General features: G+C 63.3%; 13 protein-coding genes. 4 read left to right on the top strand and 9 right to left on the bottom strand.

What is annotated here, in order from left to right; genetic code table 11:
- Positions 1–75: 75 nt before the first annotated feature.
- Complete coding sequence (locus AAGS40_RS22360; protein WP_345815054.1) at positions 76–714, top strand: 2-hydroxychromene-2-carboxylate isomerase; 639 nt, start codon at positions 76–78, stop codon at positions 712–714.
- 18 nt (positions 715–732) lie between these two features.
- Here AAGS40_RS22360 and AAGS40_RS22355 read toward each other — a convergent pair whose 3' ends face one another.
- The 3 genes from AAGS40_RS22355 to AAGS40_RS22345 form a co-directional block, all read right to left on the bottom strand.
- Positions 733–990: a DUF2866 domain-containing protein gene (locus AAGS40_RS22355; protein ID WP_345815053.1), complete on the bottom strand. Its 258-nt coding sequence runs from the start codon at positions 988–990 to the stop codon at positions 733–735.
- 354 nt (positions 991–1344) lie between these two features.
- Positions 1345–3087 carry a penicillin-binding protein 2 gene (locus AAGS40_RS22350; protein WP_345815052.1) on the bottom strand — a complete coding sequence of 581 codons (1743 nt, stop codon included), beginning with the start codon at positions 3085–3087 and terminating at the stop codon, positions 1345–1347.
- 331 nt (positions 3088–3418) lie between these two features.
- Entirely contained in the window at positions 3419–4960 is a 1542-nt protein-coding gene (locus tag AAGS40_RS22345; RefSeq protein WP_345815051.1) for a methyl-accepting chemotaxis protein, read from the bottom strand.
- A gap of 571 nt (positions 4961–5531) precedes the next feature.
- Here AAGS40_RS22345 and aepX point away from each other — a divergent pair.
- The 3 genes from aepX to AAGS40_RS22330 are packed head-to-tail and all read left to right on the top strand — an operon-like array spanning position 5532 to position 9492.
- Positions 5532–7253, top strand: a complete 1722-nt coding sequence (gene aepX / locus AAGS40_RS22340; RefSeq protein WP_345815049.1) for a phosphoenolpyruvate mutase — start codon at positions 5532–5534, stop codon at positions 7251–7253.
- Positions 7250–8413: a phosphonopyruvate decarboxylase gene (gene aepY, locus AAGS40_RS22335; protein ID WP_345815047.1), complete on the top strand. Its 1164-nt coding sequence runs from the start codon at positions 7250–7252 to the stop codon at positions 8411–8413. The genes aepX and aepY overlap by 4 nt, the downstream gene beginning before the upstream one ends.
- Positions 8414–8424: 11 nt before the next feature.
- Positions 8425–9492, top strand: coding sequence for a 2-aminoethylphosphonate aminotransferase (locus AAGS40_RS22330; RefSeq protein WP_345815046.1), 1068 nt, complete (start codon positions 8425–8427; stop codon positions 9490–9492).
- Between the two features lie 77 nt (positions 9493–9569).
- Here AAGS40_RS22330 and AAGS40_RS22325 read toward each other — a convergent pair whose 3' ends face one another.
- The 6 genes from AAGS40_RS22325 to AAGS40_RS22300 all read right to left on the bottom strand — a co-directional run bounded on the left by AAGS40_RS22325 (position 9570) and on the right by AAGS40_RS22300 (position 16577).
- Complete coding sequence (locus AAGS40_RS22325) at positions 9570–9710, bottom strand: hypothetical protein (protein ID WP_345815044.1); 141 nt, start codon at positions 9708–9710, stop codon at positions 9570–9572.
- A 121-nt stretch (positions 9711–9831) separates the two neighbouring features.
- Positions 9832–10536, bottom strand: coding sequence for a PIG-L family deacetylase (locus AAGS40_RS22320; RefSeq protein WP_345815042.1), 705 nt, complete (start codon positions 10534–10536; stop codon positions 9832–9834).
- Positions 10537–10781: 245 nt separating this feature from the next.
- Positions 10782–12365, bottom strand: coding sequence for a DUF4130 domain-containing protein (locus AAGS40_RS22315; RefSeq protein ID WP_345815041.1), 1584 nt, complete (start codon positions 12363–12365; stop codon positions 10782–10784).
- A gap of 193 nt (positions 12366–12558) precedes the next feature.
- On the bottom strand, positions 12559–13146 hold the full coding sequence (locus tag AAGS40_RS22310; RefSeq protein ID WP_345815039.1) for a nucleotidyltransferase family protein: 588 nt from the start codon (positions 13144–13146) through the stop codon (positions 12559–12561).
- Between the two features lie 210 nt (positions 13147–13356).
- Entirely contained in the window at positions 13357–15579 is a 2223-nt protein-coding gene (locus AAGS40_RS22305) for a xanthine dehydrogenase family protein molybdopterin-binding subunit (protein WP_345815038.1), read from the bottom strand.
- The gene (locus AAGS40_RS22300) at positions 15576–16577 is read right to left on the bottom strand and encodes a xanthine dehydrogenase family protein subunit M (RefSeq protein ID WP_345815037.1); all 1002 of its coding nucleotides are present in this window, start codon (positions 16575–16577) and stop codon (positions 15576–15578) included. The genes AAGS40_RS22305 and AAGS40_RS22300 overlap by 4 nt, the downstream gene beginning before the upstream one ends.
- Positions 16578–16706: the final 129 nt, after the last annotated feature.

Genomic DNA, 16706 nt, shown 5'->3' with positions numbered 1-16706 from the left:
GCCTGGCGATGAACGGCAGGCAGCACTCACGCACGCGCCCCGCCATTGCCAACGGCACGAATTGGAGAAGCGAACATGATGACAGCCGCATCGAACACACAAGACGATGCACCGGAACTCGAACTCTGGTTCGATTTCGGCAGCAACTACAGTTACCTGAGCGTAATGCGCATCGAGGCACTGGCCGGCGCCCAACGCGTGCGGATTGCCTGGCGTCCGTTTTTGCTGGGCCCGATTTTTCGCGCGCTCGGCTTCGATAATTCACCGTTCGTCCTGCAGAAGGAGAAAGGCGCCTATGTGTGGAAAGACATGGAGCGTCAATGTCGAAAGTACGGTCTTGCGTTGACGCGGCCCACCACCTTCCCGCGCGCTGCGCTGCTTGCCACACGCGTGGCGGTGGTGGGCACGGATCGTCCGTGGATCGGCGCCTATTGCCGCGCGATCATGCAGATGAACTTCGTGCATGACCGCGACATAGGTTCGCTGGACGTAGTGAGCGAAGTGCTGGAGGAATTGGCATTGCCCGCTGGGCAGATCATCGCCGACGCGCAAAGCGAAGCGAACAAACTGCATCTGCGAAAACAGACTGACGAGGCCGCGGCTCGCGGCGTTTTTGGCGCGCCGACGTTTTTTGTCGGCGATGAAATGTTCTGGGGCAACGACCGGCTCGAAGACGCGCTGGACTACTGCAAATCCAAAGTTGCGGGCGGCTAGAACGAGCGGGACGACAGTCTATTCATCCGCCTGCTGGTAAAAGCGCCGGCCGGGCACGTGCGACACGACAGCAAGCGCAATTTCGAGCGGCGTACTTTCAGCGGGCACCACACGGCGGCTCGATTCCGGCGCGTGTTTCATGGTCCATTCGACGAGTCTGTAAGAGCGTCCCCACGGCGGCTGCAATGGATCCGAGACTTTGCATGAATGGATCTGACGAACCCATCCGTTATCCGGCATGGCGCGCAGATGCTCGAACACCGCGTCTTCAACCATGGTTTGACCTCCTTCTTCGCAGCGTGCAGCGTATCTTCGGGGGCGTCGGCAACATCCTGAAAAAAAGCGCCGCCGATGTTCTGGCGGCTCAACAGGGGATGTCGTGCCTCATGGTTGCAGCAAAGAATTAAGCGAGACTTAAGAGTGCGAAAAGCGCGGCATGAAAGTAGAGCGCGGTAAAAAAGCACGGAAAAGCAGGCACGGAAAAGCAGGCACGGAAAAGCAGGCACGCAGAAGCAAGCGCGTTAAGACAAGCGCGTGGAGACAAGCGCGTGAAGAAAAGCCCCTTAAGGCAAGCGCGCAAAAACAAAGCGCATGAGTGGAAGAGAGGCAATGGGTCCGCGCATCGATATGTCACGCATCTGGCGGCACGCCCAGCAACTGCAACGCGCCGCCCGTTACGCCGCTGAATACCGGACCGGCTACCGTTCCGCCGTAGTACGCCTGGCCGGCCGGGTCGTCGATCATCACGGCGACGATCAGGCGCGGGTCGCTCATCGGCGCCATTCCGACGAAGAGCGCGCGATAGCGGTTCTTCGCGTACGTCGCGCCGACCTGCTTGCGCGCGGTGCCGGTCTTGCCGCCCACGCGGTAACCTTCCACCGCGGCCGCGCGTCCCGTGCCGCCGACGCCCGTTGCCATTTCCAGCATGGAACGGATAGCGCGTGCTGTCGACGGCGTGGTCACCTGCGTGTTGGCCGGCTTGTCTGTATAGGTGGTGAATGTGTCGATGTTCTCGCCTGCGTCATCGTGCAGCAGCCTCACGTGATGCATCGTGCCGTCGCGCGCGTAGGCTGTGTACGCCTGTGCGATCTGCAGCAACGACGTGGAGAGCCCATAACCGTACGCCATCGTCGCCTGTTCGATTGGCCGCCAGCGTTGATACGGACGCACTTTGCCCGACGCCACGCCGGGAAAGGTCAACTCGGGCCGCAAGCCAAGACCGTATTGCCGATACTTGGTCCAGATCGTCTCGGCCGGCAGGTTCAGTGCGAGCTTGGCGAATGCGACATTGCTCGACTTCTGCACGGCCTCGGCCACCGTCATCGCGCCGTGATTCGACGTGTCGTGAATGACGGCCGGGCCGATCCTGTACCAGCCAGGCGCCGTATCGATGATGCTCTGCGGGCGCACCTTGCCTTCGTCGATAGAGAGCGCGGCCACCACTGGTTTGATCGTCGAGCCAGGTTCGAAAGTGTCCACCACCGCGCGATTGCGCAGCTGCCGCCCTGTGAGACGCGCGCGGTCGTTCGGGTCGAAGCTCGGATAGTTGGCCAGCGCGAGAATCTCGCCATTGCGCGCGTCGAGCACGACGACGCTGCCGGCTTCGGCGTGATGTTTCGCGACGGCGTCCTTCAATTGTGCATAAGCGAGCTGCTGGATGCGCCGGTCGATCGTCAACTGGATGGTTGCGCCGTTTTGCGCGGGCACGAGCGGGCGCGTTTCCGATACCACACGGCCCAGCCGGTCGCGAATCACTTCGCGCTGGCCTGGCACACCGAGCAGGCGCGCATTCGCGGCGAGTTCCACGCCTTCCTGGCCGTTGTCCTCGATGTCCGTGAAACCGACCACGTGTGCCGCCGATTCTCCTTCCGGGTAAAAGCGTTTCGAGTCGGCCATTCGCGTGATGCCCGCCAGTCCCAGTTTGCTCACGTGATCCGCCGTGTCGGCATCCACCTGACGTTTGAGCAGCACGAGCGTCCTGTCGCCATTCAGACGCCGACGTAATTCCGGGAGCGGCAGGTCGAGCAGTTTCGAAAGCGGCGGAATGGCAGCTTCGTCGAGCAATCTGGGCGACGCCCAGATTTCGTAAGTGACGAGACTCACGGCCAGCATCGCTCCATTGCGATCGACGATCCGTCCGCGCATCGCGTCGAGTTCGAGGGTGCGCTGATAGCGCTTCTGCCCCTGATCGACGTAGAAGTGCTGATTGACGATCTGAACCCAGAACGCGCGCCCGGCGAGCGCGGCAAATGCGCTGAACACCAGCAGCACGATGAACCTGGAGCGCCACATCGGCAGACGTGCGGCCAGCAACTGGTTTCGCGCGACCGGCGAGTAAAGATCAACAGACGGTGGTTTTTTCTTCTGTGCCATTGGGTGTGGAAAACGAACAGCAAGATCGATCGACGCGATGTTGACCTACGAGCCCCGAGCAGAAGCAAGGAGTAGCATCCGTTGGATTGTAATAACAACGTAATTTTATTGATAGATGGAAGTAAGTAAGATGCGTCCCCAACTGCGCCGCGCAAAAGCATGCGTCACCAGGCGCCGACATCGGCCTGGGCGAAAAAAAACCGCACGGATTTTTAAAATCCGTGCGGCTCGGTCGTTCGATTAATGCGTCGACTCCGACGCGGCGTGTTGGAAAGGCGCTCCGTGCCTGTCGAGCGCCTTCTTTTTTGTTATCCCTGGGTCGAGGCGCCGTTCAGGCTGGCAGCGAGAAGCTCGAAATCGCCTCGCGCAGCACGCCCACCTGATCCTTCAATGAATGCGCGGCCGCCGCAGCCTGCTCGACGAGCGCGGCATTTTGCTGCGTGACCTGATCCATCTCGCCCACTGCCCGATTCACCTGTTCGATGCCCGCGCTCTGTTCACGTGATGCATTGCTGATTTCTTCGAGAATCTCGTTCACGCGCCGTACCGACTGCACGATTTCGCCCATCGTCGATCCGGCGTTGGCGACCAGCGATGCGCCCGATTCGACGGTGCCCGTCGAGGTTTCGATCAGCGCCTTGATTTCTTTCGCCGCGGTCGCCGAGCGTTGGGCGAGGCTGCGCACTTCGGCCGCGACCACGGCGAACCCGCGTCCCTGTTCACCCGCGCGCGCCGCTTCCACGGCGGCGTTCAGCGCAAGAATATTGGTCTGGAACGCAATGCCGTCGATTACGCCGATGATGTCGCCGATCTGCCGCGAACTGGTCGTGATTTCGCCCATGGTACGCACCACGTCGTCCACTACGAGACTGCCGCGCCTTGCGACATCCGCCGCCTGGCCGGCGAGTTGCGCGGCCTGCTGCGCGCTGTCCGCATTCTGCTTCACGTTGACCGTCATCTGGTCCATGCTCGATGCGGTTTCGACCAGCGCAGCCGCCTGTTCCTCGGTGCGTTGCGACAGATCCGTGTTGCCGGCAGCGATTTCCGTCGCACCGATATTGATGTTCTCCGTGCCGAGCCGCACGCGCGATACGGTGTCCACCAGGCCGTGCTGCATCGTATGAAGCGCGTGCAACAGACTCGTCTGGTCGTCCGGCTTGACCGGCACGCGCGTCGTGAGATTGCCGCGCGCCATCATTTGCGCGGCTTGCACGGCGACTTCGAGCTCGCCGCCGAGGGAACGGTGCACGCTGCGCAGCACGAGGAGCATGACCGCGGTCGCGATCGTGCCGAGCGTGACGGTAATCACCAGCCAGCGCAGCAGATTCGCGTAGAACGCGCTCTGCACGTCGTCCATATACATGCCCGTGACGATATACCAGTCCCACGGCGCGAAATGCATGGCGTAGCTTGTCTTGGCCACAGGCTTGTCGCTGCCCGGTTTGGCCCACAGGTAATCGACGAAACCGCCACCCTGGCGATTGCCCGCGTTCACGATGTCCACGAACAGATGATTGCCCGCCGGATCGGCGAACTGCGCGAGATTCTTGCCGACCATCTCCTTCTTGAACGGATGCATCAACATGACCGGCTGGGAATCGTTGACCGAAATATAGCCGTCCTTACCATAGCGCATGGCGGCCAGCGTATCGAGCGCCTGCTTTCTGGCTTCGTCTTCGGAGAGCACGTGCTGTTGGGCCAGCGTGTAATAGCGCTCGACAGCGTGATTGGCCTGTTCGATCAGGGAAGTCAATTGATCGCGGCGGTCGGAGATCATCGAGGCACGGCTTTGCCATGCGCCAAAGCCGCCGATCAGGATCAGGCCGATCCAGAGCACGGCGATCATCGAGGCCAGTTTTTTATTCAGAGTCATAGCAATGTTTCGCTTTCACGAAGTGGTCGGTCAGAGGTGGTTTGCCGGTGGCGTAGCGAGTCGCGTGTCGCTGTCTGTGTTTACGGCTTCGTAACGCGGGGCGCGCAGGGCAGGGGAAACCCGCTCTTCAGAGCTTTCTTTGTCTGACCAGAATCGGATTTAAAACAAGAAAGCGCTATGCAAATAAAATAAAGGTTGGATTCATTACACTTCAGTCATTTACTGATTTTAATCGCGTGAATATAAATTTTGCGATCCGCAAATAAACATTGATTATTTAAAACGCGACCGGAATTGATTTTGTCTTTGCTTGGTCTAGCTCGCGCTCTTCGCGGATTGCTGCGCCAGTCATAGGCTGCATCAGGATTCCACAAATCGCCAACCAAATGCATATCCTTCGCATTACACGTAAACGCAAAAAACGACACATTTTTGCAACTTCAAGAAAAATGAGGGAAAACCCCATTTGGCGAAATGATGAATAAATAAAATTTCCGCTATAGTCGCCATTTTCCAGCAGACCAGCCGGGCCAATAAAGCACGTAAAAGCCCGCCACAAGGAGTGCCGTCAATGAATGCCCGCGAACCCGCTTTCGCCTCCGTTTCCCGCAGCGCACGGCTGCGTCAGATGCTCGTTAGCAATGAACTCGAATTCATGATGGAGGCGCATAACGGCCTTTCGGCGCGCATTGTGCGCGAAGCGGGCTTCAAGGCAATCTGGGGCTCGGGCCTCGCCATTTCCGCGCAGTTCGGCGTACGGGACAACAACGAAGCAAGCTGGACGCAGGTGGTCGACACGCTCGAATTCATGGCCGACGCAAGCGACCTGCCGATCCTGCTCGACGGTGACACCGGCTACGGCAACTTCAACAACGTGCGCCGGCTCGTGCGCAAGCTCGAACAGCGCGGCATTGCCGGCGTGTGTATCGAAGACAAGCAGTTTCCGAAGACCAACAGCTTTATCAATGGCGAAGCGCAACCGCTCGCGGATATGGACGAATTCTGCGGCAAGATCAAGGCCGGCAAGGATTCGCAGTCGGACGAACATTTCTCGATCGTCGCACGCGTCGAAGCGCTGATTGCCGGCTGGGGCATGGACGAAGCGCTGCGCCGGGCGGAAGCGTACCGGCGAGCCGGTGCGGACGCGATCCTGATTCACAGCAAGCTGTCGCGTCCCGACGAGATTCTCGAATTCGCGCGCGAGTGGGCCGGCCGCGGTCCGCTCGTGATCGTGCCGACCAAGTACTACAGCACGCCGACCGAAGTGTTCCGCGAAGCCGGCATCAGCACGGTGATCTGGGCGAACCATCTGATTCGTGCGGCCACCTCGGCAATGCAGGCCGTCGCGAAAGAAATTCATTCGAGCGAAACGCTGGTCAACGTCGAAGACAGCATTGCCGCCGTCAACGAAATTTTCCGTCTGCAAGATGCCGACGAATATTCGGAAGCCGAAGACCGCTATCTGTCGAGCGGCCGCGCGGCCAGCTCGGCGGTGGTGCTTGCGGCGAGCCGCGGCAAGGGCCTCGAAGCGGTCACGCAAGACCGTCCGAAGGTGATGCTGCCGATCGCGGGCAAGCCGCTGCTGCGCTGGCTCGTCGACGCGTTCAAGAAGCAGGGCGTCAACGACATTACCGTGGTCGGCGGTTATCGCGCCGATGCAATCGATACGGCCGGCATCAAGCTCGTCGTCAACGAACGGCATGCGCAGACGGGCGAACTGGCGTCCCTCGCGTGCGCGATCGACAAGGCCGCGGGCGACACTGTGATTTCGTACGGCGATCTGCTGTTCCGCAGCTATATGCTGCGCGACCTGGTGGAAAGCGATGCGGCGTTCAGCGTAGTCGTCGATTCGTCACTAACCGATGCGGAAAACGCCAGCGTGCGCGACTTCGCATGGTGCTCGGCCGCCGACGACCGCGGCCTGTTCGGCAACAAGGTGCTGCTGCGCCACGTGTCGAGCGGGCAAGCGGCGTCGAACGCAATTGCGTCGCAGACACCGCATGGGCGCTGGGTAGGTCTGCTGAACGTGCGCGGCGCGGGCCGCGAGCGTTTGCAGGCGGTGCTGAGCCAGTTGCAGGCACGGCCTGATTTCGATTCGCTCGACATGCCTGCGTTGCTGAACGCACTGATCGAAGCCGGCGAGTCGATCGAAGTGCAATACGTGCATGGCCACTGGCGCGGCGTGAACGATCTGGAAGACTTCCGGCGCGCCGGTGATTTTGCGCACGCCCAGGCGCCGTTCGCGGCGTCGGTCGGCAACCCGGCCCACGCCGCAGGCGGAGCCGCGCAATGATCGAGGCTGCACAGTTCGTCGAGGCGGCGCGTGAGCGCGGCTTCGACTGGTATGCCGGTGTGCCGTGTTCCTACCTGACGCCGTTCATCAATTACGTGTTGCAGGACGAATCGCTGCACTACGTGTCGGCGGCCAATGAGGGCGACGCCGTCGCACTGATCGCCGGTGTGACGCTCGGTGCGCAGAACGGCCGCCGCGGCATCACGATGATGCAGAACTCCGGCTTGGGCAATGCGGTGAGCCCGCTCACCTCGCTCACGTGGACATTCCGTTTGCCGCAGTTGCTGATCGTCACGTGGCGCGGGCAGCCTGGCGTCGCCGACGAGCCGCAGCACGCGCTGATGGGACCGGTCACGCCGGCCATGCTCGATACGATGGACATTCCGCGGGAGACCTTCCCAACCGAGGCCGACGCGATCGGCCCGGCGCTGGAGCGCGCGATTGCACACATGGACGAGACCGGCCGCCCTTATGCGCTCGTCATGCAGAAGGGCAGCGTTGCGCCGTACGAACTGAAGGACAGCGGCGTAACGGCGCGCCGCGTCATGAATGCGCCGCTTTCGAACTTCGGGAAGGCGAAAGCGAATGAACTCGCCACGCGTCACGACGCGCTGCAAAAGGTGATTGCGCACACGCCGCTTCAATCGACCGTGCTGCTCGCGTCCACCGGCTTTTGCGGCCGCGAACTGTATGCGATCGACGATCGCCCGAACCAGTTGTACATGGTCGGTTCGATGGGCTGCGTGACACCGTTCGCGCTCGGTCTTGCGTTGTCGCGGCCGGACCTGCACGTGGTCGCGCTGGACGGCGACGGCGCCGCGTTAATGCGCATGGGCGCATTCGCGACGCTCGGTGCGTACGGCCCGTCGAACCTCACGCATATTCTGCTCGACAACGGCGCGCACGATTCCACCGGCGGCCAGGCGACCGTCTCGTCGCATGTGTCGTTTGCAGGTGTGGCGGCGGCGTGCGGCTATGCGTCGGCGGTTGAAAGCGATGATGCCAGCGTGATCGACGCGCTGTTCGATTCCGCTCCGCTCGACGGCCCGCGTTTCGTGCGCATCGCGATCCGTCGCGGCACGCCCGACGGTCTGCCGCGCCCCACCATCACCCCGCCCGATGTGAAGACGCGTCTGATGCGCCACATCGGCGCCGCATAAGGAGTGCGTCGATGCTGCTGCTCAATCCAGGTCCGGTGACGCTGACCGAACGCGTCCGCAACAGCCTGCTGCAGACCGATCTGTGCCATCGCGAAAGCGAATTTTTCGATCTGCAGGAAGAAGCGCGCACGCGTCTCGTCGATCTGTATGGTCTGGACGCGAGCGAGTGGCAAGCCGTGCTGATGACCGGCTCGGGCACGGCGGCGGTCGAAAGCATGACGGCTGCGCTCGTGCCGCAAAACGGCAAGCTGCTCGTGGTGGAAAACGGCGTGTATGGTGAGCGCATTTCGCAAATCGCCGCGCAATACGGCATCGCGCACGAATCGCTGAAACACGACTGGATGCAGGCGCCGGACCTCGCGAAAATCGCCGCCCATCTGGACGCGGACACCGCATTCACGCACGTCGCAGTCATCCATCACGAAACCACCACGGGCCGCCTGAACGATCTGACGTCACTCGGCGTGCTGTGTCGCGAGCGCGGGCTGCGTCTGCTCGTGGACGGCGTGAGCAGCTTTGGCGCAGAAGCGATCGATTTCGCCGACGCAAGCCTCGATGCGGTCGCGGCCACCGCGAACAAGTGTCTGCACGGCGTGCCTGGCGCGTCGTTCGTGCTGGTGCGCCGCGCGGCGCTCGCCCAGGCGGCGAGCCGCACGTATTACCTGGACCTTTGCCGACTCGCGCGCTTGCAGGATCAGCGCAACACGCCGTTCACGCCGTCGGTTCATGCGTACTATGCGCTGGTTGAAGCGCTGCGTGAACTCGCCGACGAAGGCGGCTGGCGTGCGCGCCATGCGCGTTATGCCATGCTCACCGAACAGGCGCGCGCGGGCCTCGCCGAGCGCGGCATCGCCAGCGTGTTGCCGCCCGAGCAGTCGTCGGTAGTCTTGCGCGCGTACCGCTTGCCGCAAGGCGTCTCGTACCCGCAATTGCACGACGCGCTGAAAGCGCGCGGCTTCGTGATTTATGCGGGACAGGGCGGACTGTCCGCCGAACTCTTCCGCATTTCGACGATGGGCAACATCCACGCGGCCGATATCGACCGCCTGTTGCACGGCTTTTCGGAACTGACGCGTTAGGCGAAACCGTTCCGCGCGAGTCGTGCGCAACGCACGACTCGCGCCTGTCTCAGCAGCGTGTTGCGATCAGATCGGGTTCACACCGGGTCTTTGTCCGGCGGACCGTCCGAATGCTGCGGCTCATCCGTGCGATGACCCGGTATTGGCGCGAGCGGGTCGCCACCTTCCGGGTCGCGGCTCGGATCGGGGTTGGGATCGGGAATGGGCGTGGTGTGCATGTCGTAACCTCGGTTAGCTGGAAAAACACATGGCGGTGATGACGGCGCGGCTCCACGGCGGCCTTGTCGGGGCGGCAACCGCTCACGTCAAACTTAGGCGATTGTCCTCATCCTCGTCCACTCACTTCTTCGCGCGACGCCCCGTGGTCAGGCGCCAATAACGCTCGCCGGCAAAGACATCTTCATAGTTGCCCGTGCCGAAGGCCCGCAACTGGCTTGCGTAGGCGTTCACCGCTTCGCGTTTGAGTCGCGCGCGACGGGCGACGTCGATCGTATGGCCTGCGCTCGGAGAGGCGGGCGTCGCGTCGATGCCGCGTTGCGCGAGATCTGCTAGCCGCGCCTGCACGACACCGTGCGTGCGCCGGTGAATCGCTTCCTCGTAGCCGAACCATTCCAGATGGGACAGACGCGGCAGGATTTCGCAACAGGCCTCGAATACACGCACGTGGTCGTCGTGATGCAGTCCGAGCGGCATCAGGAGCGTGTCGGCGGTCGTGCGGTAAATCGTCTCTTCGAGTGCGGCCGCGAGCTTGTTGATGGATGGCGAATCCGCATACTGACTGTCGCGAAACGGCAATCGCAGAGGAATGGCGTCGAGCATATCGAGCGCCTGGTCGTCTTCGATCGTGCGCTCGTGCACAGCTTGATGGGCGGTGGCGAAGCCGGATTTTTCGTCCCATTCCGTGTGCATCTGCTGCTGAGGCGGTGCCGCGAATACGGTGCAGACGACGGCGTCGGGATGCGCGGCGAGCAGCTCACCGCAGCTGAAGACGGCGTCGTCGAAATGGGGTGAAACGATGAAAAGACGCGGGCAGGTTTCGCTCATGGACGTGATGTGATGACGATGCGCACGGGCCGTTCGCCGGCAATTCGTGCGTGGCGCGGGCGCCGCGAAAGCGTGACCTTGAAGGTGATGTCACCTCAGCTTAGACGGGATCAGTGTGCTTTGCGTGACCGTTACATCGTGGTGCTTGGTTGCAAACGCCATGCCCGGGACAACATGGCCGGGCTGCGCGGCTGGGTGATCCTGCAAAGGCTCACCGGCGCATCCTTGCGCGCTCCCGTAAGCGCTCACCCTGACGCGCCGGCCGATCGCGCAGCGCGCCGGAACGCGTCGGCAATCGTTGCGACAATGTCGTCGCGCAAACCGCGATGAGCGGTACGCAGCGCATAGGCTGGGTGCCAGGTCGGGACGATCATCAGGTCGCCGTGTACGATCGTCTGACCGAGATATTCCGACAGGCTGACGTGGGCGCCGCTCATCGCCTTGAGGGCTGTCGGGCCCAGCGTGACGACCACGCGCGGCCCGACCTGTGCCAGTTCCTTGTCGAGCCAGTACCGACACGCTTCGACTTCGCGGCGCGCGGGCATGCGATGCATGCGCTGCCGGTTGGGCTGTTGGCCGGACGCGTGCTCGTGCTGATGGTCGAGGGTTTCCCATTTGTAATGCTTGACGGCATAGGTCAGATACAGCGAAGCGCGTTCGAGTCCGGCGCGCGCGAGCACTGCGTCCAGCAACTGGCCGGCCGGCCCGATGAACGATTCGCCTCGCTGGTTCTCGTCCTCGCCAGGCTGCTCGCCGACCACCATGATCGGCGCTCGCCGCGGCCCCACGCCGGCAACGGCCTGCCGCGCATTACGCCATAACGCGCAGCGCCGGCAGGCGTCTGGCGGACCGCTGGGCTCACGAAACGGCGGTGTCATGGCCGAATATTCGACAGGCGGTGCCGGTGGAACGCTGACAGGCGCCGCCTGCGCGCCGAGGCGGCTGCGCGCGCGAGCAATGGACGCGGGCAACGGCGGCCCGGCGGGCGGCGTGCGCCAGTAGCGCAGCGGCATGGGCGTGCGTTCGCCATTGAAGGCGTTTGCGTAATACATGAGCCACAGCGCCTCGGCGGATTCGCTGCTGATCGCTTCGCCGGCCATCGCGCCAGGGGGCAACGCATGCGTGGCTTCGTCCTGCTCTTCGCTGGCAGTGCGGCCGATGAAAAGCAGCATGCCGTTCCAGAATGCCGCACCGTGCGGCGTGGCCAGCATCCACGTGGAATCACCCATTTTCTCGGCGAATCGCTCGGCGGCGCGCTCCAGCAGATCGTGTCGCGGCTCGTACCAGCCGACGAACTCCGGCAGCCCCATGGTGGGATCGCGACGCCGGAATAGCGTAAGCAACAGCAGATCGTCGGTTTCCCGTTCAACTGCGGCGATGCGTGTTGCGAGCAGCGCGCCGTCTTCGTCGCCGGGATCGAGCACGCGCCGCTCGCCATGCGTCCAGCGCCAAAGTATGCGGTAAAGCAGCGCCCAGCGATCCGGCGCACGATAGCAGGCCGCGGTTTGCAGCCGGGCGAGAAGCTCGCGGGGAATCGCGGTGGATGAGGGGCCGTGCAGCCCGGTGGCGCGCGTATTGGCCGCCGAGATATCAACGGAGATACCGGCGGCGGCAACACCGGCCGCAACACCGGCCGCAGATACGTCTTCAGCACGCACACCGGCAACGGTCGCACCCTCCAATTCAGCGGCTTGCTGACGATCAACAGCGCATGCTTCGCGTTCCGACTCTATCCACTCGACCTGTCCCGGCTCGACGTTTCGACGCAGCAGCGCTCGTGCTGCGTCACGCCACGCGGAAAAAGCCGGTTCGATGGAAGTACGGTTCATGCGGACGCGCCGTGCCCCGCACGTCTCAAAGCGAGCCAGCGGTTCACGCAAAATACTGTATGGATATACAGTATGCACCCAAACCTGCGTCTCGATCAAGTAAGCTCAACCGCAGGGTCAAGCCGAGGATCAATTCGGGCCGATGCTGGTCAGCCAGACATACCAGCCAAACTCACCCGCCGACACAGACCTACTAAACATTCTCAAGATCATCCCGCGTATCGACATCGCGCAGGATGCCCGGATCGTCGACATCGAGCCGTGTGATCCGCTGCGAGTTGAACAGCGCGCGTGCACCCGTGTCGCCATCGAGCGCCAGCAGCGCGTCCCGATGCTCGATGCCAAAGCCGACCGGATGCCCGCGTTGCCCCAGGTAGAAAGGAGCGACCAGAGAAGCGCCGCTGTCGAGCACGCGCGCCACGGCTTCGATCGTGGGCGTGGCGATGCGCGGCATGTCCGCGAGCGCGACCACCCAGCCTTCGGCGTCTTCGCTGGCCTCGATGCCTGCGGCGAGACTCGCGCCCATGCCGCGTTCGGCGTCCGCCGCAAACACCACGTCGCATCCCGCATCGTTCAGAAGACGTGCAAGCGCGTCCGAACCCGGGCGCACCACGGCCAGCACCCGAGTGACTACACGCAGCAGGCGGTGCGCCGCTTCATGGGCGACCGGCGTGCCGTCGGGCATGTGAGCGAGCAGCTTGTTATGCAAACCATCGGGGTCGAAGCGGGAGCCGAAGCCGGCGGCGAGCAGCACGCCAGTAGCAAGCGAGGCATAGGCCATGAGCGAGCACCGGTAATGAGGGATGAACCGATTGTGCGATGCAACGCTCGCGCAGGCAAGCGCCAATGTACTGAAATGGCGCTGCCCGTCCCACATAACTTGCTTAGCCGTCAGATGATTTGCTGCGCATACCGCATTGCAGCGATGCAGCCGCTGGCGCGTGTCGCGGCGGGCGCCGTCCAGCAACGCCCACGTGCAACCGTGCGCCAGTCAGACCTGCATTGTGCCCATTACCTTGTCGAGCGTGATGGGCAGATCCCGAACCCGCATGCCGGTCGCGTGATAGACCGCATTCGCGATCGCCGCCGACACGCCCGTAATGCCGATCTCGCCGATCCCGCGCACGCCGAGCGAGTTGATGTACGGATCAGGGCGATCGATAAAGGTGATGTCGAGCGAACCGATATCGGCATTCACGGGCACGTGATATTCGGCGAGGTTGGCGTTCGTGAAGCGGCCATAGCGCAGGTCGACGGTGGACTCCTCCTGCATCGCCGCACCGACGCCCCACACGATGCCGCCCATCAACTGGCTCCGCGCGGTCTTCTCGTTGAGAATGCGTCCCACGTCGTACACGCCGACCACGCGCGGTACGCGGATCGTGCCGAGGTCGGCGTCGACGTGCACCTCCACGAACACCGCGCCGAACGAGTGGAATGAGTACTTCTGCTTCTCATCGCCGGGCTTGACGGATGCGGTGGCCTCGATCGGCTTGCCGCCCGAACGCGCGATGATCGCCGCCGCCGGGTCGCGTCTGGACGGTTGCGAGCGGCTCGTCACCCAGCCGTTTTCGACGGTGATGTCCGCGACCGGAACGCCATAGACAGGCGATGCCTGATCGGCCAGCGCCAGGGCAATCAGCTGGTTGCGCGCCTGGGTCGCGGCGTCCCGTACGGCCGGCGATACGCTTGCTGCCGATTGCGAGCCGCCCGACACCGGCGCCCGCGGTAGCGACGAGTCGCCAAGCGCGAAGTGGATATTCTCCGGCGCAAAGCCGAGCGCGTCGGCGGCGACCTGGGTCATCACGGTATAGGTGCCGGTGCCGATATCCTGCGTGCCCGACGCAACCATTGCCGTGCCGTCCGGCAGGATCCGCGCAAGCGCGCCGGCTTCGCTGCGATTGGCAGGATAGGTCGCTGTTGCCATGCCCAGACCGATCAGCGTGTTGCCGTTGCGCATGGACCGCGGCGCGCTGCTGCGCCGCGACCAGCCGAATTTTTCGGCGCCTATCTGATAACACTCACGCAGCGACTTGCCCGAAAAAGGTTTGTTCTCCTGCGGATCATTGTCAGCGTAGTTCTTCAGGCGTAGCGCTAGCGGATCCATCTTCAGCGCGACCGCAAGTTCGTCCATCGCCGATTCGAGTGCGAACGAACCAGTGGTTTCACCCGGCGCGCGCATGAACGTCGGCGTGCCGAGATTGAGGGGGACGATGCGGTGCGTCGTCACCTGATTGGGCACGGCGTAGAGCATGCGCGTCACCATGCAGCAGGTCTCGGTCCAGTCTTCGATCACCGAAGTGTTCGACATGCTGTCGTGACGCATCGCGGTCAGCGTGCCATCCGGCCGCGCAGCCAGCACGAAGCGCTGCTCCGTGTGCGGCCGGGCGCCGACTGGGCCGAACATCTGCGGACGTTCCAGCGCAAGCCGCACGGGGCGGCCCGTCTGCTTCGCCGCCATGGCGCACAGCGACACATGCGACCACGACGACCCCTTGCACCCGAACCCGCCGCCGACGAACGGCGAAATCACGCGTACGTCCGACGGCGAAATGCCGAGCGTTTTCGCGACTGCCTGCGCCGCGCTGCTGACGCCTTGCGTAGCGTCGTACAGCGTGAGTTGAGGGCCGTCCCAACGCGCCATCGTGGCGTGCGGTTCCATGGGATTGTGATGCTCGATCGGCGTGGTGTACGTCTCGTCGATATGCACCATGCCCGCGCGCATGCCGTCGTCGAAACTGCCGCGCTGCGTGTCGGTTTGCCGGCCTTGTGGTTTGTCGGGCGCATGGGCATGCGATTTGGCCTGCGCGAAATCCACCGTCGCCATGCTGCTCTGATACGTGATGCGCAACTGATGCGCGGCGTCGGTCGCATGTTCGAGCGTGTCGGCGACCACGACCGCGACCGGCTCGTTGTTGTAGTGAACCTGATTGTCCTGCAACAGCGACAGGCGGCGGCCCGCGGGCGGCGCGAGCGCGGGTTTGCCGCCGTTAGGCAGACGCGGCGCGTTCTGATACGTCATCACGAGCAGTACGCCCGGCAATGCCTGTGCGCGGCTCGAATCGATCGACGTGATCGTGCCGCTTGCAATCGTGCTCGTCACGAGCACCGCGTGCGCGAGACGCGCCTCGGGAAATTCGGCTGCGTAACGTGCTTCGCCGATCACTTTGAGCAGACCGTCGGTCCGGTCGAGCGGTTGTCCGATCAGATTCATGCGACACCTCCTGCGCGGCCCGCGGCCTGATTCACTGCACGCACGATTGCGCGTTGCGCAAGCTGCACCTTGAAACGATTGTCGCGCTCCGGTCTCGCGTCTTGTAGCGCGGCGGCTGCCGCGCTGCGCAGCGTGGCCTGCGTGAGCGGCTGTCCGTTGAGCATCTGTTCCGCTGCGCTCGCGCGCCAGGGTTTGTGCGCGACGCCGCCCAATGCGATCCGCGCGACCTTCACGCGCTCGCCGTCCATTTGCAGCGCGGCGGCCACCGAGATGAGCGCAAAAGCGTAACTGGCGCGGTCACGCACTTTGAGATAATGCGAGTTCGCGCTGAAGAGCGGCGGCGGCAGGTCCACAGCGGTGATCAATTCACCTGGCTGCAAGGTGGTGTCCACATCGGGACGATCGCCGGGAAGCCGGTGAAAATCGACGAGCGCAATCGTGCGCTCGCCGGCCGGCCCGCTCACCCGCACCACGGCATCGAGCGCCGCCAGTGCCACACTCATGTCCGACGGGTTGACGGCGATGCATTGCGGGCTTGCGCCGAGAATCGCATGCGTGCGGTTGTTGCCGTCGAGCGCGGCGCAGCCGCTGCCCAGCACGCGCTTGTTGCACTGTGTAAAGGCCGTGTCGTAGAAATAGCCGCAGCGGGTGCGTTGCAACAGATTGCCGCCGACAGTCGCCATATTGCGCAATTGTGCGGACGCTCCGGACAGAAACGCCTGTGAGAGCAGCGGGTATTGCTCGCGCACGAGCGCGTGATTCGCCGCGTCGCTATTACGCATCAGGGCGCCAATGCGAATGCCGCCGTCGGGCAGCGTGGAAATCGTGTCAAGTCCGTTGATATGCGTGATATCGATGAGCCGCACGGGCCGGGCTACGCCGCCCTTCATCAGGTCGAGCAGATTCGTGCCGCCGCCGATAAACGCCGTGCCGGGCTGCTGCGCGGCACGCACTGCGCTGGCGACGTCGCCGGCGCGTTCGTATGAGATCGCATCCATGCTGGTCGCTCCGTCAGGCGTTGCCGTTGATGGTGTCGCCGACAGGGCCACCTGCGCCTGCGGCCGCGCTTGCAGCCGCGCTTGTAGCCGCACTTGCAGCCGCACTTGCAGCCGCACTTGTAGCCGCGC

Source organism: Paraburkholderia sp. PREW-6R, from assembly GCF_039621805.1.
GTDB lineage: Bacteria > Pseudomonadota > Gammaproteobacteria > Burkholderiales > Burkholderiaceae > Paraburkholderia.
The sequence above is the reverse complement of the archived record's forward strand: the minus strand, read 5'-3'. Positions and strand labels throughout refer to the sequence as shown.